Consider the following 26,136-nt stretch of genomic DNA (forward strand, 5'->3'; position numbering starts at 1 on the left):
CTTAATGAACCTCGACCACAGAGCCGTGCAATTTCTGCAAGGCATCGTTGACCGCGTCCGGCATCAGCTGGCGCAGGCAGTTGTAATGGCCGAAACGGCAGGTTCGGTCGAAGCACGGGCTGCAATCGAGGCCCAAACGGACGATTTCGACGTGCTCGGCCAGCGGCGGGGTAAAGCCTGGGGAGGTCGAACCATAAACCGCCACCAACGGGCGGTTCAGCGCGGCGGCGACGTGCATCAGGCCGGAGTCATTGGAGACTACCGAGTCGGCGCAGGACAGTAGGTCGATGGCTTCGGCCAACGAGGTGCCACCGCTGAGATTCACCGCCTCTTCACGCAAGCCGGGAATCAGCCGCGCGCGGATGTCTTCGCCGACCGAGTGATCGTTTTTCGAACCGAACAGCCACACCTGCCAGCCTTCACGAATCCGCGCTTCGGCAACTTTGGCGTAATGCTCGGATGGCCAGCGCTTGGATTCGCCGAACTCGGCGCCTGGGCACAGGGCCAACACCGGGCGGTCGAGGCTCAAGCCAAACTTGGCCAGCGCCGCTTCGCGGGTGACCGGGTCGATTTGCAAGCTTGGGCGTGGATACGGTTTCGGCAGTTCGGCGTTCGGTTCATAGGCCAGGGCCATGAAACGCTCGATCATCAGCGGATAGCGTTCTTTATCAAGCGTGCGCACGTCGTTGAGCAGGCCATAACGGAACTCGCCGCGCCAGCCGGTGCGTTTCGGGATGCCGGCAAAGAATGGCACCAGCGCCGATTTCAGCGAGTTTGGCAGCAGGATCGCCTGGTCGTACTGGCCGCGCAGGGACTTGCCGATCCGTCGACGGGTCGCCAATTCAAGTGCGCCGTGGCCGAGCGGAAAGCTCAAGGCCTTGCGTACTTCGGGCATGCGCTCAAGGATCGGACGGCTCCACTCGGGGGCCAGCACGTCGATTTCGCATTGCGGGTGGCGTTGCTTGAGACACTGAAACAGTGTCTGCGCCATCACCATGTCACCGACCCAACTGGGCCCAACGATCAGAATATTCATGTGGTTTCCAAAAACGAACCGGGGAGGCCAATGCCTCCCCGCCTCGAGAATTCTACAAACACTGTAGATCTACTGTGGGAGCGAGCTTGCTCGCGATGGGGGCGTCACATTCAACATTATTGTCGTCTGATACTCCGCTATCGCTGGCAAGCCAGCTCCCACAGGGTTTTGCATCCGTTCCAACATCCGCGATTCACCGCAGATCACTGTGGGAGCGAGCTTGCTCGCGAAAGGGCCGGCACATCCAGCATCAATGTCGCCTGATACTCCGCTATCGCTGGCAAGCCAGCTCCCACAGGGTTTTGCATCCGTTCCAACATCCGCGATTCACCGCAGATCACTGTGGGAGCGAGCTTGCTCGCGATGGGGTCGTCACATTCAACATTATTGTCGTCTGATACTCCGCTATCGCTGGCAAGCCAGCTCCCACAGGGTTTTGCATCCGTTCCAACATCCGCGATTCACCGCAGATCACTGTGGGAGCGAGCTTGCTCGCGAAAGGGCCGGCACATCCAGCATCAATGTCGCCTGACACTCCGTTTTCGCGAGCAGGCTCGCTCCCACATTTGAATCTCACAGCCCTCACTGGCCTTTTTCAGCTTAGCCCCAGCTCACGCCATATTCGCAAAACCTGTCGCCGTTCTTCAGCAAACTGGTCGCCTGCAATCACCCCGGCGTCCTTCTGCAAGGCCTGCCGGTGGGCGGCGGAGCGGTAGGCTTTATAGGCCTCACGCAACAGACTGGCATCTTGGGCAGGCATCAGCCCTTCGTGCTCCAGCTCTTCCAGAATGCGGATGTTATCGGTCCAGCGCAGCAATGGCGGGTGGCTTTGCGACCACGCAAGAGCCGCGTATTGCACCATAAATTCAATATCGACGATACCTCCGGCGTCCTGCTTGAGGTCGAACGGCGCCGTGGCCTCGAAGGCGTTCGCCGCGGTGCCGGCTGCGGTGCTCTTGCTGCCGAGGTTATCGCGCATCTTCGCGCGCATCTCGCTGACTTCCTGCTGCAGCTTGGCCAGGTCCCGGGTTTTACCCAGCACTTGGGCGCGAACCTTCTCGAAGGCCTGCCCGACATCCTGGCTGCCGACCAGCACCCGCGCCCGCACCAGAGCCTGATGCTCCCACGTCCAGGCTTCGTTTTCCTGATAGCGGGCGAACGCACCCAGCGAACTCACCAGCAACCCCGACGCACCGGACGGCCGCAAACGCATATCCACTTCATAAAGCTGACCGGAGTTGGTCTGCGCCGTCAGCAAGTGGATGATCCGCTGCCCCAGCCGCGTGAAGAATTGCGCGCCATCAATCGGTTTCGGGCCATCGGTTTCTGCCTGTGGATCGCCGTCGTGGATGAACACCAGATCGAGGTCCGAACCATGCCCCAATTCCAGGCCGCCGACTTTGCCGTAACCGACAATGATGAACCCGGGATCGCACAACGTACCGTCGGTACGCAACGGCGTGCCGTACTTGGCCACGGTCTGGCGCCAGGCCAGCGCCAGCACTTGCGCAAGAATTGCCTCGGCCAGCCAGGTCAGATAATCGCTGACCTTCATCAGCGGCAAACTGCCGGCGATTTCCGACGCGGCGACGCGCAAGCGGTGCGCCAGTTTGAAATGGCGCAGGGCTTCCATCTGTTGTTCGAGGTCGTCTTCGGGAATCCGCGTCAGACGCTCGCGCAATTCAGCGGCAAGTTCCGGCGCCAATGGCGGCTTGAACAAGCGTCCTTCGTTGAGCAATTCATCGAGCAACAGCGGAAAGCGGGTGATCTGTTCGGCAATCCACGGACTTGCCGCACACAACGTCAACAAGCGACGCAGCGCACCGGGGTTTTCCGTCAGCAACACCAGGTACGCCGAGCGCCGCGCCACTGCTTCAACCAGCGGCAGCACACGCTCCAGCACCAGATCCGGGTTGTCATGCTCAACCGCTTGGGCGATGAGGCGCGGGATGAACAAATCCAGACGTTCGCGCCCCAGACGCTGCATCGCCCGCAATTGCGGACTGCCGCGCAGCCCGGCCAAGGCCTTCAGCGCTTTCGGTGCATCGCTGAAACCGCCCTCCTCCAACTGACGGCAGGCAGCCTCTTCGTCCTGCGCCTCTTCCCACAACGGCAGCCATTCACCGCCAACCACCACTTCGCTTTCGGTGCCCTCTTCCTCATCAGGATCAGCGATCACCTGCGCAAAGTGCCAGGCCACCCGGCCGCGCCAGAACATCAGTTTTTCGTGGAAGGCTTCCCAGTCGGCAAACCCGAGCATGAATGCGATACGCGCCTGATCCTGAGCGCCATCCGGCAGCATCTGGGTCTGGCGGTCGGCAATCGCCTGGATCGCGTGCTCGGTGTAACGCAGAAATTCATACCCCTCGCGCAACTCGCTGATCACCGCGGGTGGCAGATAACCCTGACCTTCCAGCGTGCTCAACACCTTTAATAGAGGACGCTGTTGCAGACTCAGATCGCGCCCGCCGTGGATCAGTTGAAAAGCCTGGGCGATGAACTCGACCTCGCGGATCCCACCGGAACCGAGCTTGATGTTGTCGGCCATGCCTTTGCGCCGGACTTCCTGCTGAATCAGCTGCTTCATGGTGCGCAGCGCTTCGATTGCCGAGAAGTCCAGATAACGCCGGTAAACAAACGGCCGCAGCATGTCGAGCAACTGCGCACCCGCCACTTGATCGCCGGCCACCACGCGAGCCTTGATCATTGCGTAGCGTTCCCAGTCGCGACCCTGATCCTGGTAATACTGCTCCAGCGCATTGAAGCTCAGCACCAGCGCGCCCGATGAACCATATGGACGCAGACGCATGTCGACACGGAAGACGAAACCATCGACGGTCATCGGGTCCAGCGCCTTGATCAGGCGCTGGCCCAGACGGATGAAGAATTCCTGATTATCCAGCGCGCGCTTCACGCCAACAGTTTCGCCGCCCTCGGGGTAGGCGAAGATCAGGTCGATGTCCGAGGACAGGTTCAACTCAACCGCGCCGAGCTTGCCCATGCCGAGAATGACCATCTGCTGTGGCAAACCGCTGCGACGCCCGGTCGGCGTGCCGAACTGCTGACAATGGCGGCTGTACAACCATTGATAGGCCTGATCGATGGAGGCATCAGCCATGTCCGACAGATCACGACAGGTCTGCACGAGATCGGCCTGACGGGTTAGATCACGCCAGATAATCCGCACCTGATGGCGTGCGCGCTGACGGCGCAGGACGTGACCGAGCTCATCTTCGGTCTCGGCGGCCGCCACTGCAGAGGCTATTTGCGCGCACAATTCGCCGGGGGCAAACGGCCGGTCGAGCTCACCGGACTGCACCAGCGTCAGTAACATCAAAGGGTCACGAACGCTCTGTTCAATGACGAACTCGCTGGCGCCGGTGACGCGGGCAAATTGCGCCCAGCGTTCGGATGTCCAGTTCGAGAAGCCATGATCGTCTTCAAGCGCGGCGACGGCCGTACGGAACGACTGCTCGGATCGAGTGACCAACGGCAGGAGAATGGCAGGCAGTTCGGCAAGCACGGGCAGGGTCATGGTCTATCCTTGATCGGCGTGTAAATGGCCGCTTGTAGTGAACGGTGAAAACCCGCTACCTGAAGGACTGTCGAACAAAAGTTAGAAATAGCTGATATTTCTTTTTCTTTGGCAGCCAGCATCAAACTTTCACCTTTTTCGGATGGCAATCGACCAACCTTAACGATTATTCTCACAACGTAGTCGGAGGCCACAAGCCTTTCATCTGTAGTTTTACTACTCGTCTATACATTCGAAAGGCTGAAATGCCGGAAGATTTGTAGTAAAACTACACGCCGCCGGAACAACCTGTCGGCAATCCAAGAATTTTAAATCGTCTGCCCACAAGGCCAGTCGCAAACTCAGGCAACCGATTCTGGAAGCCTTTCCGCCCTGGAGCAAGCCATGCAAGACCTCGATCCCGTCGAAACCCAGGAATGGCTGGACGCCCTGGAATCGGTTCTCGACAAAGAAGGCGAAGACCGTGCTCACTATCTGATGACCCGTATGGGCGAACTCGCGACCCGCAGCGGCTCGCAGCTCCCTTACGCCATCACCACGCCTTACCGCAACACCATCCCCGTGACCCACGAAGCACGCATGCCTGGCGACCTGTTCATGGAACGCCGCATTCGCTCGTTGGTACGCTGGAACGCGATGGCCATGGTAATGCGTACGAACCTGAAAGATTCTGACCTGGGTGGTCACATCTCCAGCTTCGCTTCCAGTGCGACCCTGTATGACATCGGCTTCAACTACTTCTTCCAGGCCCCGACCGACGAACACGGCGGCGACCTAATCTACTTCCAGGGCCACACCTCGCCAGGCGTTTACGCCCGTGCATTCATGGAAGGCCGCATCACCGAAGACCAGATGAACAACTTCCGCCAGGAAGTAGACGGTCAGGGCCTGTCGTCCTACCCGCACCCTTGGCTGATGCCTGACTTCTGGCAGTTCCCGACCGTATCGATGGGTCTGGGTCCGATCCAGGCGATCTACCAGGCACGTTTCATGAAGTACCTGGAAGCTCGCGGCTTCATCCCGGAAGGCAAGCAAAAAGTCTGGTGCTTCCTGGGCGACGGCGAGTGCGACGAACCAGAATCCCTGGGCGCCATCTCCCTGGCTGGCCGCGAGAAGCTCGACAACCTGATCTTCGTCATCAACTGCAACCTGCAGCGCCTCGACGGCCCGGTTCGCGGTAACGGCAAGATCATCCAGGAACTCGAAGGCGTGTTCCGCGGTGCTCAGTGGAACGTGACCAAAGTCATCTGGGGCCGTTTCTGGGACCCACTGCTGGCCAAAGACGTCGACGGCATCCTGCAACGTCGCATGGATGAAGTCATCGACGGCGAGTACCAGAACTACAAAGCCAAAGACGGCGCGTTCGTGCGTGAACACTTCTTCAACTCGCCAGAACTCAAGGCGATGGTTGCCGATCTGTCCGACGACGAGATCTGGAAACTCAACCGTGGCGGCCACGACCCGTACAAGGTCTACGCGGCGTACCACGAAGCGGTCAACCACAAAGAACAACCAACCGTCATCCTGGCCAAGACCATCAAGGGTTATGGCACTGGTGCCGGCGAAGCGAAAAACACTGCGCACAACACCAAGAAAGTCGATGTCGACAGCCTGAAGTTGTTCCGCGATCGCTTCGACATCCCGGTCAAGGACGAAGAGCTGGAGAACCTGCCGTTCTTCAAGCCAGAGCCAAACAGCGCCGAAGCCCGCTACCTGAGCGAGCGCCGCACTGCACTGGGCGGTTTCGTGCCACAGCGCCGCGCCAAGTCCTTCGACATTCCTACACCGCCACTCGACACCCTCAAGGCTATCCTCGACGGCTCGGGCGACCGTGAAATCTCCACCACCATGGCTTTCGTGCGGATCCTCGCGCAACTGGTCAAGGACAAGGAAATCGGCTCGCGTATCGTGCCGATCATCCCGGACGAAGCCCGTACCTTCGGTATGGAAGGCATGTTCCGTCAGTTGGGCATCTACTCGTCCGTCGGCCAGCTCTACGAGCCAGTCGATAAAGACCAGGTGATGTTCTACAAGGAAGACAAAAAGGGCCAGATCCTCGAAGAAGGCATCAACGAAGCGGGCGCCATGAGCTCCTTCATCGCTGCCGGTACTTCGTACTCCAGCCACAACCAGCCAATGCTGCCGTTCTACATCTTCTACTCGATGTTCGGCTTCCAGCGTATTGGCGACCTGGCTTGGGCAGCAGGCGACAGCCGTACCCGTGGCTTCCTGATCGGCGGCACCGCGGGCCGGACCACCCTGAACGGTGAAGGCCTGCAACACGAAGACGGTCACAGCCACATCCTGGCTGCCACCATCCCGAACTGCCGCACCTTTGATCCAACCTACGGCTACGAGCTGGCGGTGATCATTCAGGACGGCATGAAGAAGATGACCGAAGAGCAGCAGGACGTTTTCTACTACATCACCGTGATGAACGAGTCCTACCAGCAACCTGCCATGCCGGCCGGTGCAGAGGAAGGCATCATCAAGGGCATGTACCTGCTCGAAGAAGACACCCGCGAAGCAGCACACCACGTACAGCTGATGGGCTCCGGCACCATCCTGCGCGAAGTGCGTGAAGCGGCGAAGATCCTGCGTGAACAGTTCAACATCGGCGCCGACGTGTGGAGCGTCACCAGCTTCAACGAACTGCGTCGCGACGGCCTGGCCGTAGAGCGCAGCAACCGTCTCAAGCCTGGCCAGAAGCCTCAGAAGAGCTACGTTGAAGAGTGCCTGAGCGGCCGTAAAGGTCCGGTCATTGCCTCTACCGACTACATGAAGCTGTTCGCCGAGCAGATCCGTCAGTGGGTACCGTCCAAGGAATTCAAGGTCCTGGGCACCGACGGTTTCGGCCGCAGCGACAGCCGCAAGAAACTGCGTCATTTCTTCGAAGTTGACCGTCATTTCGTGGTGTTGGCAGCCCTGGAAGCACTGGCTGACCGTGGTGATATCGAACCCAAGGTTGTGGCTGAAGCCATCACCAAGTTCGGCATCGACCCGGAAAAACGCAACCCACTGGACTGCTGAGGAGACATTTTGTGAGCGAACTCATTCGCGTACCTGACATCGGCAGCGGTGAAGGTGAAGTAATTGAACTGTTTGTGAAGGTCGGCGACCGTATCGAAGCCGACCAGAGCATCCTGACCCTGGAATCGGACAAGGCCAGCATGGAAGTGCCAGCCCCGAAAGCCGGCGTCATCAAGAGCCTGAAAGTGAAGCTGGGCGACCGTCTGAAAGAAGGCGACGAACTGCTGGAGCTGGAAGTCGAGGGCGCCGCTGAAGCGGCCCCCGCGCCTGCCGCGGCGCCTGCTGCAAAAGCTGAAGCCAAACCGGCTGCCGCTCCTGCTGCTGCCGCGCCAGCCGCTGCCCCTGCTGCCGCTTCGGTTCAGCAAGTGCACGTGCCGGACATCGGTTCGTCGGGCAAGGCGCAGATCATCGAGATCCAGGTCAAGGTCGGCGACACCGTCGAAGCTGATCAATCGCTGATCACCCTTGAATCCGACAAGGCGAGCATGGAAATCCCGTCGCCTGCCGCTGGCGTGGTCAAGGCCATCAGCGTCAAGCTCAACGACGAAGTGGGTACCGGCGACCTGATTCTGGATCTGGAAGTGGCGGGTGCTGCGGCCCCTGCTGCTGCCGCTCCGGCTCAGGCTGCTGCGCCAGCCGCTGCTGCTGCGCCTGCCCCGGCAGCCGCGCCAGCTGCACCGGTGGCTGACAGCGTTCAGGACATCCATGTTCCGGACATCGGTTCGGCCGGCAAGGCCAAGATCATCGAAGTGTTGGTCAAGGCTGGCGACACCGTCGAAGCTGATCAATCGCTGATCACTCTGGAATCCGACAAGGCGAGCATGGAAATCCCGTCGCCTGCCGCTGGCGTGGTCGAAAGCGTTTCCATCAAGCTGGATGACGAAGTCGGCACTGGCGACCTGATTCTGAAGCTGAAAGTCAAAGGCGCGGCACCTGCTGCTGCCCCGGCTCCAGCTGCCGCTGCACCTGCACCCGCTGCTGCCGCACCAGCCGCCGCCCCGGCCAAGCCGGGCGCGAAAGTTCACGCCGGCCCTGCCGTGCGTCAACTGGCCCGCGAATTCGGCGTTGAGCTGAACGCAGTCGGCGCCAGCGGTCCGCACGGTCGTATTCTGAAAGAAGACGTGCAGGTTTACGTCAAAGCGATGATGCAGAAGGCCAAGGAAGCACCGGCCGCTGCTGCTGGCGCTACCGGTGGTGCGGGCATCCCGCCGATTCCGGTTGTCGACTTCAGCCGTTTCGGCGAAATCGAAGAAGTGCCGATGACTCGCCTGATGCAAATCGGCGCGTCGAGCCTGCACCGCAGCTGGCTGAATATTCCGCACGTGACTCAGTTCGATTCGGCTGATATCACTGAGCTGGAAGCGTTCCGCGTCGCACAGAAAGCCGTTGCAGAGAAGGCCGGCGTCAAGCTGACCATCCTGCCGCTGCTGCTCAAGTCGTGCGCGCACATGCTCAAGGAGCTGCCGGACTTCAACAGTTCGCTGGCACCAAGCGGCAAGGCGATCATCCGCAAGAAGTACGTCAACATCGGCTTCGCCGTCGACACTCCGGATGGCCTGCTGGTACCGGTCATCAAGAACGTCGACCAGAAGAGCCTGTTGCAACTGGCAGCCGAAGCCGCTGCGCTGGCCGCCAAAGCCCGCGACAAGAAGCTTACCGCTGACGACATGCAAGGCGCCTGCTTCACCATTTCCAGCCTCGGCCACATTGGCGGCACCGGCTTCACGCCGATCGTCAACGCGCCGGAAGTGGCGATCCTCGGTGTTTCCAAGGCAACCATCCAGCCAGTCTGGGACGGCAAAGCCTTCCAGCCGAAACTGATGCTGCCGCTGTCGCTGTCCTACGATCACCGTGTGATCAACGGCGCCGCTGCCGCACGCTTCACCCAGCGTCTGGGCAGCCTGCTGGCGGACATCCGCACCATCCTGCTGTAATCCAGGCGGCCCTCCGGCGACGGAGGGCCGCTTGTGCACCACGTTTTCGAGCGCCACACGCTCGTACCTCAACCCCGCCAATTGGCGGGGCTTTTTTTGCCTGAAATAAACCAGGCTTCGTGTTTTTCCTACAAGTCGCGCTGACATCGGCCACGACTCCAGTCAACTTTACGCCGACTTATTCATTCAACTTACAACTAACCTTGGCGCAGCAAGTTTATTTAACGAACTTGACACTAAAACTTATTCAGCAATTCATTCGAATGGATTCGAAATGCTAAAACCAACTATCGGCCCGATAATCGGCCATGTAACAACTAATCATGCACGCATATTTATCCGCGGCGACCGCCAGGACAAGGCTACTGTGTTTTCCGGGATACGTTATCGCATCGCCGACACACAACAGTGGTCTAACGGTATTTTCGCCAAACTGAGCGATCTGCGAGATATGTCGGAAGTTTTCGCACTCAACAACTTGAGCAGCGATACGGAATACGAATTTCAAGCAGGCTGGTTCAGCCCGATGAATCCGGTTCATACCCAGGACTCGGTGGCAGAGCTGCCCCTGCAGTGGCCTCGGGAAATCTACCGTCTGCGCACTCGCTCGACAGCAATGCACGCAAGGGCCTACATTGTCGGCTCCTGCCGCTACTTGCGCATGACCGCCGGCATTGCTTCCTTGCCCCAGTTGGGCGACCGGATCTTCGCGTCCATCAACCAATTGATCGAAGGCGCACAACCCCCGATCAGCGCCGCGCTAATGACTGGCGATCAAATTTATGTCGACGACATGAACCTGTTCGCACCGGATCACGAATACAAGGACATACTCAGTAAATACCGCGCGGCCTTCTCGCAACCCAATATAAAGCGATTGATGTCCAGCACTTCGACTTACATGATTCTCGACGACCATGAAATAGAAGACAACTGGCCGGCCAATGCGAGCAAGTCCGACGGCGCGTTATATCGCAATGCCATGGCGGCCTACGAGTTGTATCAAGCCAGTCACAGCCCGGTGCATCCGCTGACAACTAACGGCCAGATTAATCGCTCTGTACTTGAGCATTACTGGTATCAATTCAGCGACGGTGACATCGAATGGTTCGTGACCGACAGCCGCACTCGACGTAACTTGTCGCCCGATGATCGACGCATCCTTGATGAGGCTCAAGAACACGCGCTGCTGGAGTGGCTGATCAACAGTCCGGCGCGGGTGAAATTCGTAGTGACCAGCGTGATGTTCTACCCGGATCGCAAACGACTTGGCGACGATGCGTGGGAAGCCTTCCCGGAACAGCGCCTGCGCATTCTGGAAACCATTCGCACCCGGCGGATCAAAAACGTGGTGTTCGTCTCGGGCGACGTGCACGGCTCGCTGACTGCGCGTCTGACCCAAAGCGAAGATCCGGACTTTGAAGTTCACACCATCGTTTCCTCGCCACTGTGCAACAGCAAATTGCTCCCCTACGCCAAAGCCTCGACTTTTATGCTCGATCAACCGCTGGTGCGCACAGCGACGGGGGACTATCGGCATGAACTGACCAGCACGGTGGTCAGTGAGGACAACTTTGCCCATGTGGTGGTGGAAGCCGATCAGATTCTGGTCAATTACCATGATCGGAATGGCAAGAAGCTACAGTCGATTGCCATAAAACTGCGTTAAGCCTTGAAAGATCGCAGCCTTGGGCAGCGCCTGCAAAGGTCAAATGCCCCTGTAGCAACTGTCGCAAGCTGCGATCAATCGTTCTTTTCCGACAGACACTGGAGAAATGCCCCGCGCGGCCGACACATTCTTATAGCACTTGGCCTTCATCACTCTTGTCAGTCAGTGCCGCAATGATGCAACCTTGCCGCAGGCAACAGTAAAGAGGGCGAGAGCCCAGCGCGTTCAGCATATTTCCAAGCGAGTTTCCCTCCATGAAAAGCCAACCCGATGCCGCCAGCCGTATGGTGGCCGAGGTAGTGACGCAATTGCCGGTGCCCTCGCGGCTCGGCATGCTGCGTTTCGAGCGCTTGAATGAAGCCAGCTGGGCAATGCTGTTTCTTGATCCCAATTGCGAACGTCAATTCGGTCAACCGGCCGTCGAGCTGTGTGCTCTTGTCGGCTCGCCTTACGCCAGCCTGATGGAGCCGGAAGCGCGCTATCAGTTACACGACACGATCCAGCTGCAACTCAGTGCCAGCCCGCATTATCTGGTGCGTTACACTCTACACACCCCTGCCGGCGTGCTGTCCATCCTGGAACTCGGCGAAGCCTACAAGCAGCACAATCGGCACTTGCTGCGCGGCTATTTGCTGGCGGTCGATAACGTATTCGACGAAACGCCGCTGCTGTCTTCAGTTGATCTTGAAACCCAGAATTCACGCCTGCAAATCGCCCTCGAACTCAACCAGCGTGCCCAGCAGGAACAACTGCAGCATCTGGAGCGGGTACGTGCCCAGCAGGATCTGATTCTGCTGCTCGCCCGCCAGCGCTACAGCACGCACAACTCGCTGCAAGAAGCCGCCGAACTGATCACCCGCTGCGCCTGCGATATCTATGAAATCGACTGCGCCAGCCTGTGGAATCTTGAAGGCCAACAACTGCTGCCGATCTCGGCTTACCACCGTGCGACCCAGGAATACATTATCCCGGACGCGATCGACATCAGCGGCTTCCCAGATTACATGGACGCCCTGCACAGCAGCCGCGCCATCGACGCACACAATGCCATGCGTGACCCGCGCACCCGCGAGATGGCCGAAGCGCTTCGCCCGCGCGACGTCAACGCCATGCTCGACGCCAGCATCCGCGTCGACGGCCATGTGGTCGGCGTGCTGTGTCTGGAGCAGACCGGCGTCACCCGTGCCTGGCAGTCCGATGAAATCGCCTTCGCCGGTGAACTGGCCGACCAGTTCGCCCAAGTCATCAACAACCACAACCGGCGCACCGCCACCAGCGCCCTGCACCTGTTCCAGCGTGCGGTCGAGCAAAGCGCCAATGCCTTTTTGCTGGTCAATTGCGACGGCGTGGTCGAGTACGTCAACCCGAGCTTCACCGCGATCACCCAGTACACCACCGAGGAAGTCCACGGCCAGCGCCTGTCGGAACTGCCGGCCCTGGAAAACCTCAGCGAGCTGCTGTTCGACGCGCCCTCGGCGCTGGCCAAGAGCAACAGCTGGCAGGGCGAATTCAAGAGCCGCCGGAAAAACCTCGAACCCTACTGGGGGCAGTTGTCGATCTCCAAGGTTTACGGCGACAACCGTGAGCTGACCCATTACATCGGCATCTACGAAGACATCACCCAGACCAAACTGGCGCAGCAGCGCATCGAACGTCTGGCGTACACCGACAACCTGACCAACCTCGGCAACCGCCCGGCGTTCATCCGCAACCTCGACGAACGCTTCGCCCGCGATACCGATACTCCGATCAGCCTGCTGCTGGTGGACATCGACAACTTCAAGCGCATCAACGACAGCCTTGGCCACCAGACCGGCGACAAACTGCTGATCAGTCTGGCGCGGCGTTTGCGCAACAGCCTGAGCTCGAGCGGCAGCCTCGCCCGGTTCGCCAGTAACGAATTTGCGGTGCTGCTCGACGACACCGACCTTGAGGTCGGCCAGCAGATCGCCAGCCAGTTGCTGATGACCCTCGACAAACCGATGTTCGTCGACAACCAGTTGATCAGCGTCACCGGCTCCGTGGGCCTTGCCTGCGCGCCCCTGCACGGCCGCGACCCACAAACCCTGATGCGTAACGCTGGCTTGGCCCTGCACAAGGCCAAAGCCAATGGTAAGCATCAGGTGCAAGTCTTCACCGAAGCGCTGAACGCCGAGGCCAGCTACAAGCTGTTCGTCGAGAACAACCTGCGGCGCGCCCTGACCCAGAACGAGCTGGACGTGTTCTACCAGCCCAAGCTCTGCCTGCGCAGTGGTCGCTTGCTGGGGATGGAAGCGCTATTGCGCTGGAATCATCCGGAGCGCGGCATGATTCGTCCGGACCAGTTCATCAGCGTCGCCGAAGAAACCGGCCTGATCATTCCGATCGGCAAATGGATCGCCCGTCAGGCCTGCCGCATGAGCAAAGCGCTGACCGCTGCCGGTCTGGGCAATCTGCAAGTGGCGATCAATCTGTCGCCCAAGCAGTTTTCCGATCCGGATCTGGTCGCGTCCATCGCCAACATCCTCAAGGAAGAAGCGCTGCCGGCCAATCTGCTGGAGCTGGAACTGACCGAAGGCCTGCTGCTGGAAGCCACCGAAGACACGCACTTGCAACTTGATCAACTCAAGCGCCTGGGCCTGACCCTGGCCATGGATGACTTCGGCACCGGCTACTCGTCGCTCAGCTACCTGAAAAAATTCCCGATCGACGTCATCAAGATCGATCGCAGCTTCATCCACGAAATCCCCGACAACCAGGACGACATGGAAATCACCTCTGCGGTGATCGCCATGGCCCACAACCTGAAACTCAAGGTCGTGGCCGAAGGCATCGAGACCGCCGAGCAACTGGCGTTCCTGCGTCGCCATCGTTGCGATGTGGGTCAAGGCTACCTGTTCGACCGGCCGATCCCCGGCGCCGAACTGATCCAGACCCTCAAACGCTACCCACGCGGCCCGCTCTGCCTGTAAACCCTTCTCGCCAACACTGCAGCTCCTACATTGGGTAGTGCGCATCCGGATAGCTTTGGGCACACTGGCGGTCTACTTTTTTACATCCCATCCTGACTGAGAGGAACGATCATGGTTCTGCGCTCGGAAATTCTGGTGAACAAAAACGTGCTCCCGACTAAAGAACAAGCTCTGCCCGGCCGCGAAACCGCGATGACCCTGCCTGAAAAGCACTTCGTCTTCGAAGAAACCCCGCTGCTCGGCCCGTTTTTCCAGGACGTCGATTTCGCAATCTTCGGTCTGGGTTGCTTCTGGGGCGCCGAACGTCGCTTCTGGCAGCGCGAAGGCGTGGTCAGCACGGTGGTTGGTTATGCCGGCGGCTTCACGCCGAACCCGACTTACGAAGAAGTCTGCTCAGGCCTGACCGGCCACGCCGAAGTGGTGCTGGTGGTGTATGACAAGGCGCAAGTCAGCTACGAAGAACTGCTGGCGATGTTCTGGGAATTGCACAACCCGACTCAGGGCATGCGTCAGGGCAACGACATCGGCACGCAGTACCGCTCGGTGATCTACGCGACCTCGCCAGAGCAACTGGATGCCGCGCTGGCGAGCAAAGCGACCTATCAGGCTGAACTGTCGAAAGCGGGCCTGGGTGAAATCAGCACCGAGATCGAACAGGCACCGACCGTGTACTTTGCCGAGACGTATCACCAGCAGTATCTGGCGAAAAACCCGGAAGGCTACTGCGGGATTGGCGGCACTGGCGTGTGCATGCCGAACTAAAGCTGCAAGACGTGAGCTGCAAGCTGCAAGCGTTGCGTTCGCTTCAGCTTGTAGCTTGTAGCTCGCAGCTTTATTCCGCTATTAGCCAATCCATCTGCCAGCCACCCTGGGTCTGCCCCAGCTTCTTCGACAACCACGGCAGCAGCTCACGCAATTCTTCCTCCAGCCCCCACGGCGGATTGGCAATCGCCATCCCCGAGCCATTCAGGCTGTTCGGCGTATCCAATGGATGCACCAGCAACTCCACGCGCAACAATTTCGGCGCGCCAGTGCCGGCCAGGTCCTGGTAGAAACGGCGCAAGGCACGCTGATCCTTCACCGGGTACCAGATCGCCGTCACGGTTTGACGCATCCGGCCAATGGCTTCTTTCATCGACGCCGCACAACGCTGCATTTCATCGAGCTGCTCGAACGGCGGATCAATCAACATCACCGCGCGCTTCTCCTGCACCGGCAACATCGCCCGCGCAACATGCCAGCCCTCACCCAGATGCACTTTCACACGGCGATCGCCGGCCATGTTGTCTTTGAGCAGCACGCCGTCTTCAGGGTGCTTCTCGTTGAGCATCACCCGATCCTGTGGCCGGGTCAGACGCCGCGCCAGCTCCGGCGAACCCGGGTAGTAGCGCAACTGGCCATCCGGGTTCATCTCGTGCAGCACTTTCATGTAGTCGGCGGTCAGCGCCGGCAGGTCCGGCTGATCCCACAAGCGCGCAATGCCTTCCAGGTACTCGCCGGTACGGTTGGCCTGATCGCCCTTCAAGTCATACAGACCAATGCCGGCGTGGCTGTCGAGATAGGCAAACGGCTGCTCCTTGCGCGACATCAGGGCGATGAGGCGGGTCAAGGTCAGGTGTTTGAACACATCGGCGTGATTGCCGGCATGGAAGGCGTGACGATAATTCATGATTGCTCCTGCGAAGGCCGCGAAGTTTACCTTTTACCGGGCGGCAAGTCAGGGGTTGGTAGCCGAGCGGCCTCTTACATGTTAAGAATCTGACCCAACCCCATCGCCACAGGTCATTTATCTCGCTTAACAGGCAGGTACCCGCCGACAGGAAGTCCAACCCATGCGTCACCCGATCTTTTTCTCTCTGTGCCTGATCTGCTCAATGCACGCTGTTTCGGGCGAAAACCACATTGCGCAGGCCCGCCAAATGCTCAAGAACTACGGCTTGAGTCACTGCATCCTGAAGCCATTCAAAGAAAATTCAGCCTTGGAAAAGGACATCGGTCTGTCCGCTGGTGCTTACTCGTTCATGGGCAAAGGCATGCACTCCGTCCTGCAGAATGAAGACACGCTGCAAGTGCTGCACGATCCATATAAAGAAACCAGAAACTATGTGTATGCGGCCTACAAGCAGACACCATCGATCAGCAAACACTCGAACAGCAATGTCGTTTTTTATGGGTGCCTGGAGGTCTACAACTCAGAGGCTTTCGACAGTTTTATCAAGACACAGGATCGCTACATCGCAGACTGACTGCCGTACCCTCAACGTCAAAAGATCGCAGCCTTCGGCAGCTCCTACAGGGGATTTCATGTAGGAGCTGCCGAAGGCTGCGATCTTTTGATTTTGCTCCTGAAAATTCAGGAAGGCATCGCGCGCAACCGCTTGCCGATGACATCCAGGACATCACAGCCGTCGCGCAGCGGAATCACGCAGAGCTGGGCGAAGTCGCTGAGGATGACGGAGTCGCATTCGACCGAGCCGCGCATGCACATGTTTTCCAGGACCTGGATCACGGCGCGCAGGCGATGGTTGGCGGCGTCCAGGAGGATGTCGAGGGGGACGTGGGTGTCGATGAACAGGGTGGGCATGTCGCTGCAATTGCCGGTCAGGGCCATGAAGCGGTTGTCAGGATAGGGGATGATTTTTTCGTAGGGTGGATCGGGATGCAAAGTCGTCATTTTGTTAGCTCCATGATTGATAAACGTGAGCAGCCAAACGCACCTTCCTACAGGTTTGGGTGGCAGCTGTGCGCAAGAGTAGGAACCGAGCAATCATGGACCTCGGTCACGCCGAAGCGTGTCCCGCGCACAGCCGCCGCGAACGATCTTACGGACTTGAATCAAGTGCCACAATAATCCAACCGACTGTGACTCCATGAAAGCGAGGGTTCCTACACCCTGTCACCACTCTCGCAGTGACAACGAAAAGCCTACCCCTGCAACCCAACGCCCACCAGTTCATGAAAACCGCCGCAACTCGAAGGAAACGTCCGAGGCCTTCGCCCGGAAATTTCACACCGACTCTGCCAGCAAAAACTCCAATAACGCCGATTGCGACGATTCTTCCGACACTGCAACCCGGAAAAACTGCCTGACCTTGCAGCGCATAACAGCCTCGGGAAATGCCTCGTACAACGCCGGATGTTCCTCGCTCAGCCATTGCACAGCATTGCTGACCTGAACCTCATCACCATTCAAGGCCAACACCGAATCAGGCACCGCCCACCAAGGAAACACCCGCCCCGAAACCTGTGCCCTGCCCCCGATATCAACAGGCTGACCATTAATGAGTCCGCGCGCGACCACCGGCAACAGCTGCGCCGATTCCACTTCTTCAGACTGCAGGATCGGCAACAGAAACCGCCCATCCCAAAACCGGAAAAACACAGCCTTCCCGTCTGGCATCAACACTTGCGTCAGGCTGCGAAAATGCTCGACCACCACTTCAAGGCTCGCCGAAGACACCGCCAACCAACCCCATTCGCGGGACTCGGTAGTCGCCACCCAATCCAGAAACTCACTGTCCGCCGCGACAATTCCCACGAAGGGCATCACCGCATCCCACTCGGCGTAGATCGTGTCCGCCCAAACCGGGCTCGGCGCCAACTGCAACGGCGGCTTGGCAGCGCTGGCATTACTGAAAATCGCGAACAACTGCTCCGACGGTTTCAGCGACTCACGCGCTAGCCATGCGTGCGGATCAAGACATTCAGGCTGCACAAACACCCTCCTTGCAGCGCTCACACTCTTCGCAGAATGGCGCGTCACCTTTGAAACTCATGATCTGCGCGGCCGTCAGCATCGCTGCCGGAGCCGCCACCAAATTCTCCGGCAGCCCCGGCACACTCGGCGCCGCGCTCATCGCCGCCATCGGCGCGCCACCCACCACAATCGGCACGCTGCTGAAAATTCCGCCGGGGCCGATGTTGATCCACTGCCCGCCCGCCTGAATCGTCGCGCTGGCGCCGCCATCGATGACCACTTGCTGACCGGCGCTGACGTGGAATTGCGCACTGGCGCTAGTCGCCTGATTGCTCACGCGGATATGCCGATCGCCAACAACCGTCAGATGATCGTCCTGCCTCACTTCAGTCTGGCGTTGGCCATGGGTGATGCGTTGTTCGTCAGCCTTCAACTCATGCCTGGCGATGCCGGTGACGACGATGCTGCGCTGGTTGTCGACCTGCACTTGTTGATCATTCAACACATGCTGAGTCCAGTTGCGCTGGGCGCGCAGGTAAATTTCCTCGGCGCCTTTTTTGTCTTCAATGCGCAGTTCGTTGTAGCCGCCACCACCGGGGCTGCTCTGGCTGCGGAAGATGCTGCGGGTCTTGTCCGCTGGCAAGTCCAGTGGCACCGGGGTCGCTGCGTTTGGCAGACACCCCATCACCAGCGGTTTATCCGCGTCGGCATCGATGAAACCGACCAGCACTTCCATGCCGACCCTTGGAATCAACACGCTGCCGTAACGATCGTGAGCCCAGCCAGTGGCAACTCGCAGCCAGCAACTGGCGTGTTCGTTGAACTCGCCGTCGCGATCCCAGGCCAGTTGCACCTTGACCCGACCGTACTCATCGCAGTGGATTTCGCTGTCCTGCGGCCCGGTGACGACTGCCGGTTGATAGCCGAGCATCCTTGGCTTTTCGGGCCCCAAGGCTGGACGAAAGAACACGTCCCACGGCGTCGCGAGAAAGGTATTACGGTAACCACGGAATTCTTCCCCATCACTGGTCACCGATTCCTCCAGCACTTGCGGCTGCCGACCACGGTGTTCGATGGCGGTGAGCAGCCACAGATCATTCCATATCTGACGCGGATGCCCGGTCAGTTGCAGGAAATGTCCACAAGCCAGTGCGGATTCATCGCTGATGCCTTCGGCTTGACGGTAATCGGCGATATGGCGCTCAAGTGCGCGCTGGGCGAGGTGCTTGCCGGTTTCACGGTCGTTGAATTGGCCGGGAAAGCGGTAATCCTCCAGCACCGGGTTCTGTTCGCCGTCGATGCGACTCTGCAGTTGCAAGCGCGGCCTCTCGAAGTTGTAGTCGCGCCGGGTGACCACACTGGTACGGGTTTGCACGCGAACATTGAAGCGCTGAATCGCCGGCGCCCCGCCTGCCATGCCAGTGCCCGGCAAATAAAGGGTCGGCTCGGCCAGGCGCGGGAACACCGTTTGATCGTCGCCGAACACCAACAGGTGGCCTTCGGGACTGTGCTGAAAATGGTAGTGAATGCCGACTTCGGCGCACAGGCGCTGGATAAACGCGAGATCACTCTCTGCGTATTGCACGCAATATTCGCGCACCGGGTATTCGCTGCCGAGGCGAAACTCGAAGGCATCACGCAGGATCGCGTGGTCCTTGAGAACCTGCGCAACGATCTGCGGCACGCTCTGGTGCTGGAATATCCGCTGATTGATGCGGTGCCCCAGGTACGTCAGACGCGGGACAAGGCTCAGGTGATAACGAGTAAGACGTTTCCCGGAGTCGCCCTGTCCGACCTGATAGATCTGACCGTGAATACCGGAACCATCCGCAGCAAAGCTCAGAAACGCCTGACGGTGCAGCAGGCTTTCGAGGTCCAGGTCCGGCCGCTCACTGACCAGTTCCAGCTCGAAGCGAAAGGGTTGGCTGATGGCTTCCGTGCCCGTGAACTCAAGGACTTTGAGGTCGTGCGGGGCGCCTTCGAGGGTCAACGTGAAACGCGGTTGATTGGCAGGCGCGAACATCCGATGTCTCTCTGCAGAATGAAGGGCGGGCGATTCTGCATGAGAGGCAAGGGAGGCTGGGTGGGTGACGGAAAAATCAGATTTGCCCTACTTTGACCGTCTAAATGCCCTACTCAAATTGCCGCATCCAACTACAGACAGATCCCTCGAACCCTGCACTGAACCCCGTGGGAACTGGCTTGCCAGCGAAGGGGCCAGCACATTCAACAGATGCAGTGACTGACAAACCGCCATCGCTGGCAAGCCAGCTCTTACAGGGTTTTCCAGTGTTCTATAGAAAACACGGGCACAAAAAAACGGCCCGCCTCTTGTAGGAGGCGGGCCGTTTTTAGTGAGCCTCAGCTCAGAACAATCACTTGTTCAGGTTGTAATCTTTTTCTGCCGCTTCGAAACGCTGCACCATGCCAGCCGTCGGCTTACCGAGCTTGCTGACGATGTAGATGACCAGGCTGGCGAGGATGAAGCCCGGGATGATTTCGTACAGACCCATCACGTCCAGCTGCTTCCAGGCGACCACGGTGATCGCGCCGACCAGAATACCGGCCAGTGCGCCGTCACGGGTCATGCCTTTCCAGATTACCGAGATCAATACAACCGGACCGAATGCTGCACCGAAACCGGCCCAGGCATAGCTGACCAGACCCAGTACCTGGTTTTTCGGGTTAGCGGCCAGTGCGATGGCGACCAGTGCAACCAGCAGCACCATGGCGCGACCGACCCAGACCAGCTCTTTCTGCGAAGCGGTCTTGCGAATGAACGCTTTGTAGAAGTCTTCAGTCAGGGCGCTCGAGCACACCAGCAACTGGCAGCTCAGGGTGCTCATGACAGCCGCGAGGATGGCCGACAGCAGAACCCCGGCAACCCATGGGTTGAACAGCAGTTTGGCCAGTTCGATGAACACGCGCTCGTGGTTCTCGGTCACAGGACCCGCTACTTCCGGGTGCGCCGAGAAGTAAGCAATACCGAAGAAGCCCACGGCCACGGTACCGCCCAGGCACAGGATCATCCAGGCCATGGAGATGCGACGCGCCTTGGCAATCGATTTGACCGAATCAGCGGCCATGAAACGCGCAAGGATATGCGGCTGGCCGAAGTAGCCCAGACCCCAGCCCAGCAGCGAGATGATGCCGATGAAGGACGTGCCTTTGAGCATGTCGAAGTTGCTTGGATCTTGTGCTTCGATCGCCAGGAACGTGGTATCGACGCCGCCGGTGGCCAGCAGCACGATAATCGGCGTCAGGATCAGCGCGAAGATCATCAGCGTGGCTTGTACGGTGTCAGTCCAGCTCACCGCGAGGAAACCACCGACGAAGGTGTAGGCAATCGTTGCCGCAGCACCGGCCCACAGCGCCGTCTCGTAGGTCATGCCGAAAGTGCTTTCGAACAGACGGGCGCCAGCGACGATGCCCGAAGCGCAGTAAATGGTGAAGAACACCAGAATCACAACGGCCGAGATAATCCGCAGCAGGCCGCTTTTGTCTTCGAAACGGCTGGAGAAGTAATCAGGCAGGGTCAGTGCGTCGCCGTTGTGCTCGGTCTGCACGCGCAGACGGCCGGCAACGAACAGCCAGTTCAGGTAGGCACCGATGATCAGGCCGATGGCGATCCAGCTTTCGGAAAGACCGGACATATAGATGGCGCCCGGCAGGCCCATCAACAACCAGCCACTCATGTCGGAAGCACCGGCAGACAGAGCAGTCACGACGCTGCCCAGGCTACGGCCGCCCAGAATGTAGTCAGAAAGGTTGTTGGTGGAGCGATAGGCCATGAGACCGATCAGCACCATTGCTGCGATGTAGATCACGAATGTGATCAGGGTTGGATTACTTACGCTCATTGAGTTACGCCCTGGCTTTGTTTTTATGTAGCGGCGGTGGTGAACCGCTCGCAAACGACGACGTTTGGCAGACGATCCGGGATCCCGCGCATTTAAGACTGATGTTTCCCCAGGAAAGCCATCAGCCGGGTACATCGGGAATTCCGGTTGCACCTTGGGCGCGAATGCTATGCAACAAATCAAATAAGGTGCAACCAGTTTCGCGAGAATAAGTTGCACCTAGTCGGATTTATCGAAGACGACCCCGTTTTTGCTCCCTTTTGTAACAGTTATGGCCTGTTGCTAGAAGCAAAAGCACCAAACAGGAGCAGCACTTTCGTACCAGAAAATATTTCCTGACGAGCTGCTTATATTTCCGACAAAAAAAGGGTTGCACCCGGTTGCACCTCATTCGGCGCACGGCTAATCTTGCCGCCAGCTGATGCCACGCAACTGTGGCAACCATGAGGATAAAAATATGGCTACCACCACCCTTGGGGTCAAACTCGATGACCCGACCCGCGAGCGCCTGAAGGCCGCCGCAACCTCGATTGATCGTACGCCGCACTGGCTGATCAAGCAGGCAATTTTCAATTACCTGGAAAAACTCGAGGGTGGTGCAACCCTGACCGAGCTGAACGGCTTGTCCGCCAAGGACGCCGACGACTCGGGCGAAGTCCACAACGATCACGCCCACCAGTGCTTCCTTGAATTCGCTGAAAGCATTCTGCCGCAATCGGTACTGCGCGCCTCCATCACTGCCGCTTACCGCCGCCCTGAGCCGGAAGTGGTACCGATGCTGATCGAGCAGGCTCGCCTGCCGGTCGCAATGGCCGAAGCCACCAACAAACTCGCGGCGTCCATCGCAGAAAAACTGCGCAACCAGAAAAGTGCCGGCGGTCGTGCAGGCATTGTCCAAGGTCTGTTGCAGGAATTTTCCCTGTCGTCCCAGGAAGGCGTGGCGCTGATGTGCCTGGCCGAAGCGCTGCTGCGTATCCCGGACAAGGGCACTCGCGATGCGCTGATCCGCGACAAGATCAGTACCGGCAACTGGCACCCGCACTTGGGCAACAGCCCGTCGCTGTTCGTCAACGCCGCCACCTGGGGTCTGCTGCTGACCGGCAAACTGGTGTCGACGCATAACGAAGCCGGCCTGACTTCGTCGCTGAGCCGCATCATCGGCAAGAGCGGCGAGCCGATGATCCGCAAGGGCGTCGACATGGCCATGCGCCTGATGGGCGAGCAGTTCGTGACCGGCGAGACCATTGCCGAAGCACTGGCCAACGCGAGCAAGTTCGAAACCAAGGGCTTCCGCTACTCCTACGACATGCTTGGTGAAGCAGCGCTGACCGAACACGACGCGCAAAAGTACCTGGCGTCGTACGAACAAGCGATCCACTCGATCGGCAAAGCCTCTCACGGTCGTGGGATTTATGAAGGCCCGGGCATCTCGATCAAGCTGTCGGCACTGCACCCGCGTTATAGCCGTGCGCAGTACGAGCGCGTGATGGAAGAGCTGTATCCGCGCCTGCTGTCGCTGACCTTGCTGGCCAAGCAATACGACATCGGCCTGAACATCGACGCTGAAGAAGCTGACCGTCTCGAACTGTCGCTGGATCTGCTCGAGCGCCTGTGCTTCGAACCGCAATTGACTGGCTGGAACGGCATCGGTTTCGTCATCCAGGCTTACCAGAAGCGCTGCCCGTATGTGATCGACTACGTGATTGACCTGGCTCGCCGTAGCCGTCATCGCCTGATGATCCGCCTGGTGAAAGGCGCGTACTGGGACAGCGAAATCAAGCGCGCCCAGGTCGAAGGCCTGGAAGGCTACCCGGTCTACACCCGCAAGGTGTACACCGACGTTTCCTACATCGCTTGCGCACGCAAACTGCTGTCGGTGCCGGAAGTCATCTACCCGCAGTTCGCCACGCACAATGCCCACACCCTGTCGGCCATTTACCATATTGCCGGTCAGAACTATTACCCCGGCCAGTACGAATTCCAGTGCCTGCACGGCATGGGCGAACCGCTCTACGAGCAGGTTGTAGGCAAAGTTTCCGAAGGCAAACTGAACCGTCCGTGCCGCGTGTACGCACCGGTTGGCACTCACGAAACCCTGCTGGCGTACCTCGTGCGTCGTCTGCTGGAAAACGGTGCGAACACCTCGTTCGTCAACCGCATCGCCGACCAGTCGATTTCGATTCAGGAGCTGGTGGCCGATCCGGTTGCTCAGATCGAGCAGATGGCGACCGTGGAAGGTGGCTTCGGCCTGCCGCATCCGCGTATCCCGCTGCCGCGTGACCTTTATGGTGCCGAGCGCGCCAACTCCAGCGGCATCGACATGGCCAACGAACACCGTTTGGCGTCGTTGTCCTGCGCTTTGCTCGCCACCGCTCACAACGACTGGAAAGCCGCGCCGATGCTCGGTTGCGCTTCCAGCACCGAAACGCCTGCGCCAGTGCTGAACCCTGCGGATCACCGTGATGTGGTCGGCCACGTGCAGGAAGCTACGGTTGAAGACGTCGACAACGCTATTCAATGCGCCCTGAACGCTGCGCCGATCTGGCAGGCCACCCCGCCCGCTGAACGTGCCGCGATTCTGGAGCGTGCCGCTGATTTGATGGAAGGCGAGATCCAGCCGCTGATGGGCCTGTTGGCTCGCGAAGCCGGCAAGACGTTCGCCAACGCCATCGCCGAAGTCCGCGAAGCTGTCGACTTCCTGCGTTATTACGCGGTGCAGGCACGCAACGACTTCAGCAATGACGCCCACCGCCCACTGGGCCCTGTGGTGTGTATCAGCCCGTGGAACTTCCCGTTGGCGATCTTCAGCGGTCAAGTCGCCGCCGCTCTGGCTGCCGGTAACCCGGTACTGGCCAAACCGGCCGAACAAACCCCGCTGGTGGCGGCTCAGGCTGTGCGCCTGATGCTCGAAGCCGGGATTCCGGAAGGCGTGCTGCAACTGCTGCCGGGTCGCGGTGAAACCGTCGGCGCAGGCCTGGTCGGTGATGATCGCGTCAAAGGCGTGATGTTCACAGGCTCCACCGAAGTCGCGCGTCTGCTGCAACGCAACATCGCTGGTCGCCTCGACAACCAGGGTCGCCCCATTCCGCTGATCGCCGAAACCGGTGGCCAGAACGCGATGATCGTCGACTCGTCTGCTCTGACTGAACAAGTCGTGATCGACGTAGTGTCCTCGGCGTTCGACAGCGCTGGTCAGCGTTGCTCGGCCCTGCGCGTACTGTGCTTGCAGGAAGATTCTGCTGATCGCGTCATCGAAATGCTTAAAGGTGCCATGGCTGAATCCCGTCTCGGTAACCCAGAGCGTCTGTCCGTGGACATTGGACCGGTGATCGACGCCGAAGCCAAGGCCGGCATCGACAAGCACATCCAGGGCATGCGCGACAAAGGTCGCAACGTGTACCAGGTGGCTATCGCTGACACCGAAGAAGTCAAACGCGGCACCTTCGTCATGCCGACCCTGATCGAACTGGAAAGCTTCGACGAGCTGCAACGCGAGATCTTCGGCCCGGTGCTGCACGTGGTTCGCTACAAGCGCAAAGAGATCGACCAGTTGATCGGCCAGATCAACGCTTCTGGTTATGGCCTGACCCTCGGCGTGCACACCCGTATCGACGAGACCATCGCCAAGGTGATCGACAACGTCAACGCCGGTAACGTCTACGTCAACCGCAACATCGTCGGTGCTGTGGTCGGCGTGCAGCCGTTCGGCGGCGAAGGTTTGTCGGGGACTGGCCCGAAAGCCGGTGGCCCGCTGTACCTGTATCGCTTGCTGTCGACGCGTCCTACCGATGCTATCGAACAATCCTTCGCTCGCGGTGATGCTGCCGTAGCCCCGGACATTCGCCTGCGTGACGCCATGAGCAAGCCGTTGACCGCCCTGAAAGCCTGGGCTGACAGCAACAAGTTCGCTGACCTGAGCACCCTGTGCGTTCAGTACGCCGCGCAATCGCAAAGCGGCATTACCCGCGTGTTGGCCGGCCCGACCGGTGAGAAGAACAGCTACGCGATCCTGCCGCGTGAACACGTGTTGTGCCTGGCGGACGTTGAAGGCGATCTACTGACCCAACTGGCCGCAGTACTGGCTGTAGGCGGTTCGGCGGTATGGCCAGAGTCCGACATCAGCAAGGCATTGTTCGCACGTCTGCCGAAGGAAATTCAGGCGCGGATCAAACTGGTAGCCGACTGGAACAAGGACGACGTGGTATTCGATGCCGTTCTGCACCACGGCCATTCGGACCAGTTGCGCGGCGTTTGCCAGCAGATTGCCAAGCGTGCCGGCGCGATCGTTGGGGTTCAGGGCTTGTCCCAGGGCGAGACCAACATTGCGCTGGAGCGCCTGGTGATTGAGCGCGCGTTGAGTGTTAACACCGCTGCGGCGGGTGGTAATGCGAGTTTGATGACCATCGGTTAGTACCGAAAAACCG

At 59.3% G+C, this 26,136-nt stretch carries 14 protein-coding genes; 7 read left to right on the top strand and 7 right to left on the bottom strand.

The annotated features are described in order from the left end of the window. Position 1: 1 nt before the first annotated feature. Positions 2–1,036, bottom strand: a complete 1,035-nt coding sequence (waaF, locus tag AB4P92_RS12810; RefSeq protein WP_042557324.1) for a lipopolysaccharide heptosyltransferase II — start codon at positions 1,034–1,036, stop codon at positions 2–4. A gap of 595 nt (positions 1,037–1,631) precedes the next feature. Beyond that, complete coding sequence (glnE, locus tag AB4P92_RS12815; RefSeq protein WP_395599480.1) at positions 1,632–4,571, bottom strand: bifunctional [glutamate--ammonia ligase]-adenylyl-L-tyrosine phosphorylase/[glutamate--ammonia-ligase] adenylyltransferase; 2,940 nt, start codon at positions 4,569–4,571, stop codon at positions 1,632–1,634. Between the two features lie 384 nt (positions 4,572–4,955). Between glnE and aceE the strand changes: the two genes are divergently transcribed. The 5 genes from aceE to msrA all read left to right on the top strand — a co-directional run bounded on the left by aceE (position 4,956) and on the right by msrA (position 14,917). Beyond that, the gene (gene aceE, locus AB4P92_RS12820) at positions 4,956–7,601 is read left to right on the top strand and encodes a pyruvate dehydrogenase (acetyl-transferring), homodimeric type (protein WP_042557322.1); all 2,646 of its coding nucleotides are present in this window, start codon (positions 4,956–4,958) and stop codon (positions 7,599–7,601) included. Positions 7,602–7,612: 11 nt separating this feature from the next. Beyond that, positions 7,613–9,535 (top strand): dihydrolipoyllysine-residue acetyltransferase, encoded by a 1,923-nt coding sequence (aceF, locus tag AB4P92_RS12825; protein WP_395599481.1) that lies wholly within the window; start codon positions 7,613–7,615, stop codon positions 9,533–9,535. A 274-nt stretch (positions 9,536–9,809) separates the two neighbouring features. Beyond that, complete coding sequence (locus AB4P92_RS12830; protein WP_395599482.1) at positions 9,810–11,204, top strand: alkaline phosphatase D family protein; 1,395 nt, start codon at positions 9,810–9,812, stop codon at positions 11,202–11,204. A 254-nt stretch (positions 11,205–11,458) separates the two neighbouring features. Then, positions 11,459–14,155 carry a putative bifunctional diguanylate cyclase/phosphodiesterase gene (locus AB4P92_RS12835; protein ID WP_395599483.1) on the top strand — a complete coding sequence of 899 codons (2,697 nt, stop codon included), beginning with the start codon at positions 11,459–11,461 and terminating at the stop codon, positions 14,153–14,155. Between the two features lie 111 nt (positions 14,156–14,266). Beyond that, on the top strand, positions 14,267–14,917 hold the full coding sequence (msrA, locus tag AB4P92_RS12840) for a peptide-methionine (S)-S-oxide reductase MsrA (RefSeq protein ID WP_042557318.1): 651 nt from the start codon (positions 14,267–14,269) through the stop codon (positions 14,915–14,917). A 70-nt stretch (positions 14,918–14,987) separates the two neighbouring features. On the opposite strand, the gene AB4P92_RS12845 is transcribed toward msrA, so the two are convergent. Beyond that, positions 14,988–15,824, bottom strand: a complete 837-nt coding sequence (locus tag AB4P92_RS12845; RefSeq protein ID WP_115145969.1) for a 23S rRNA (adenine(2030)-N(6))-methyltransferase RlmJ — start codon at positions 15,822–15,824, stop codon at positions 14,988–14,990. A gap of 163 nt (positions 15,825–15,987) precedes the next feature. Between AB4P92_RS12845 and AB4P92_RS12850 the strand changes: the two genes are divergently transcribed. Further along, positions 15,988–16,401, top strand: a complete 414-nt coding sequence (locus AB4P92_RS12850) for a hypothetical protein (RefSeq protein ID WP_042557316.1) — start codon at positions 15,988–15,990, stop codon at positions 16,399–16,401. Positions 16,402–16,508: 107 nt separating this feature from the next. On the opposite strand, the gene AB4P92_RS12855 is transcribed toward AB4P92_RS12850, so the two are convergent. The 4 genes from AB4P92_RS12855 to putP all read right to left on the bottom strand — a co-directional run bounded on the left by AB4P92_RS12855 (position 16,509) and on the right by putP (position 21,712). Continuing rightward, positions 16,509–16,829, bottom strand: coding sequence for a hypothetical protein (locus AB4P92_RS12855; RefSeq protein WP_395599484.1), 321 nt, complete (start codon positions 16,827–16,829; stop codon positions 16,509–16,511). 333 nt (positions 16,830–17,162) lie between these two features. After that, positions 17,163–17,870, bottom strand: coding sequence for a DUF4123 domain-containing protein (locus AB4P92_RS12860; protein WP_395599485.1), 708 nt, complete (start codon positions 17,868–17,870; stop codon positions 17,163–17,165). Further along, positions 17,860–19,875, bottom strand: coding sequence for a type VI secretion system tip protein VgrG (locus tag AB4P92_RS12865; protein WP_395599486.1), 2,016 nt, complete (start codon positions 19,873–19,875; stop codon positions 17,860–17,862). The genes AB4P92_RS12860 and AB4P92_RS12865 overlap by 11 nt, the downstream gene beginning before the upstream one ends. A gap of 352 nt (positions 19,876–20,227) precedes the next feature. Further along, the gene (gene putP, locus AB4P92_RS12870; RefSeq protein ID WP_047299443.1) at positions 20,228–21,712 is read right to left on the bottom strand and encodes a sodium/proline symporter PutP; all 1,485 of its coding nucleotides are present in this window, start codon (positions 21,710–21,712) and stop codon (positions 20,228–20,230) included. 457 nt (positions 21,713–22,169) lie between these two features. Between putP and putA the strand changes: the two genes are divergently transcribed. Continuing rightward, a complete protein-coding gene (gene putA / locus AB4P92_RS12875; protein WP_395599487.1) occupies positions 22,170–26,123 on the top strand; it encodes a trifunctional transcriptional regulator/proline dehydrogenase/L-glutamate gamma-semialdehyde dehydrogenase in 3,954 nt (1,317 codons plus the stop codon). Positions 26,124–26,136 lie beyond the last annotated feature (13 nt).

Source organism: Pseudomonas sp. A0308 (genome assembly GCF_044218815.1).
Taxonomy (GTDB): domain Bacteria; phylum Pseudomonadota; class Gammaproteobacteria; order Pseudomonadales; family Pseudomonadaceae; genus Aquipseudomonas; species Aquipseudomonas iridis.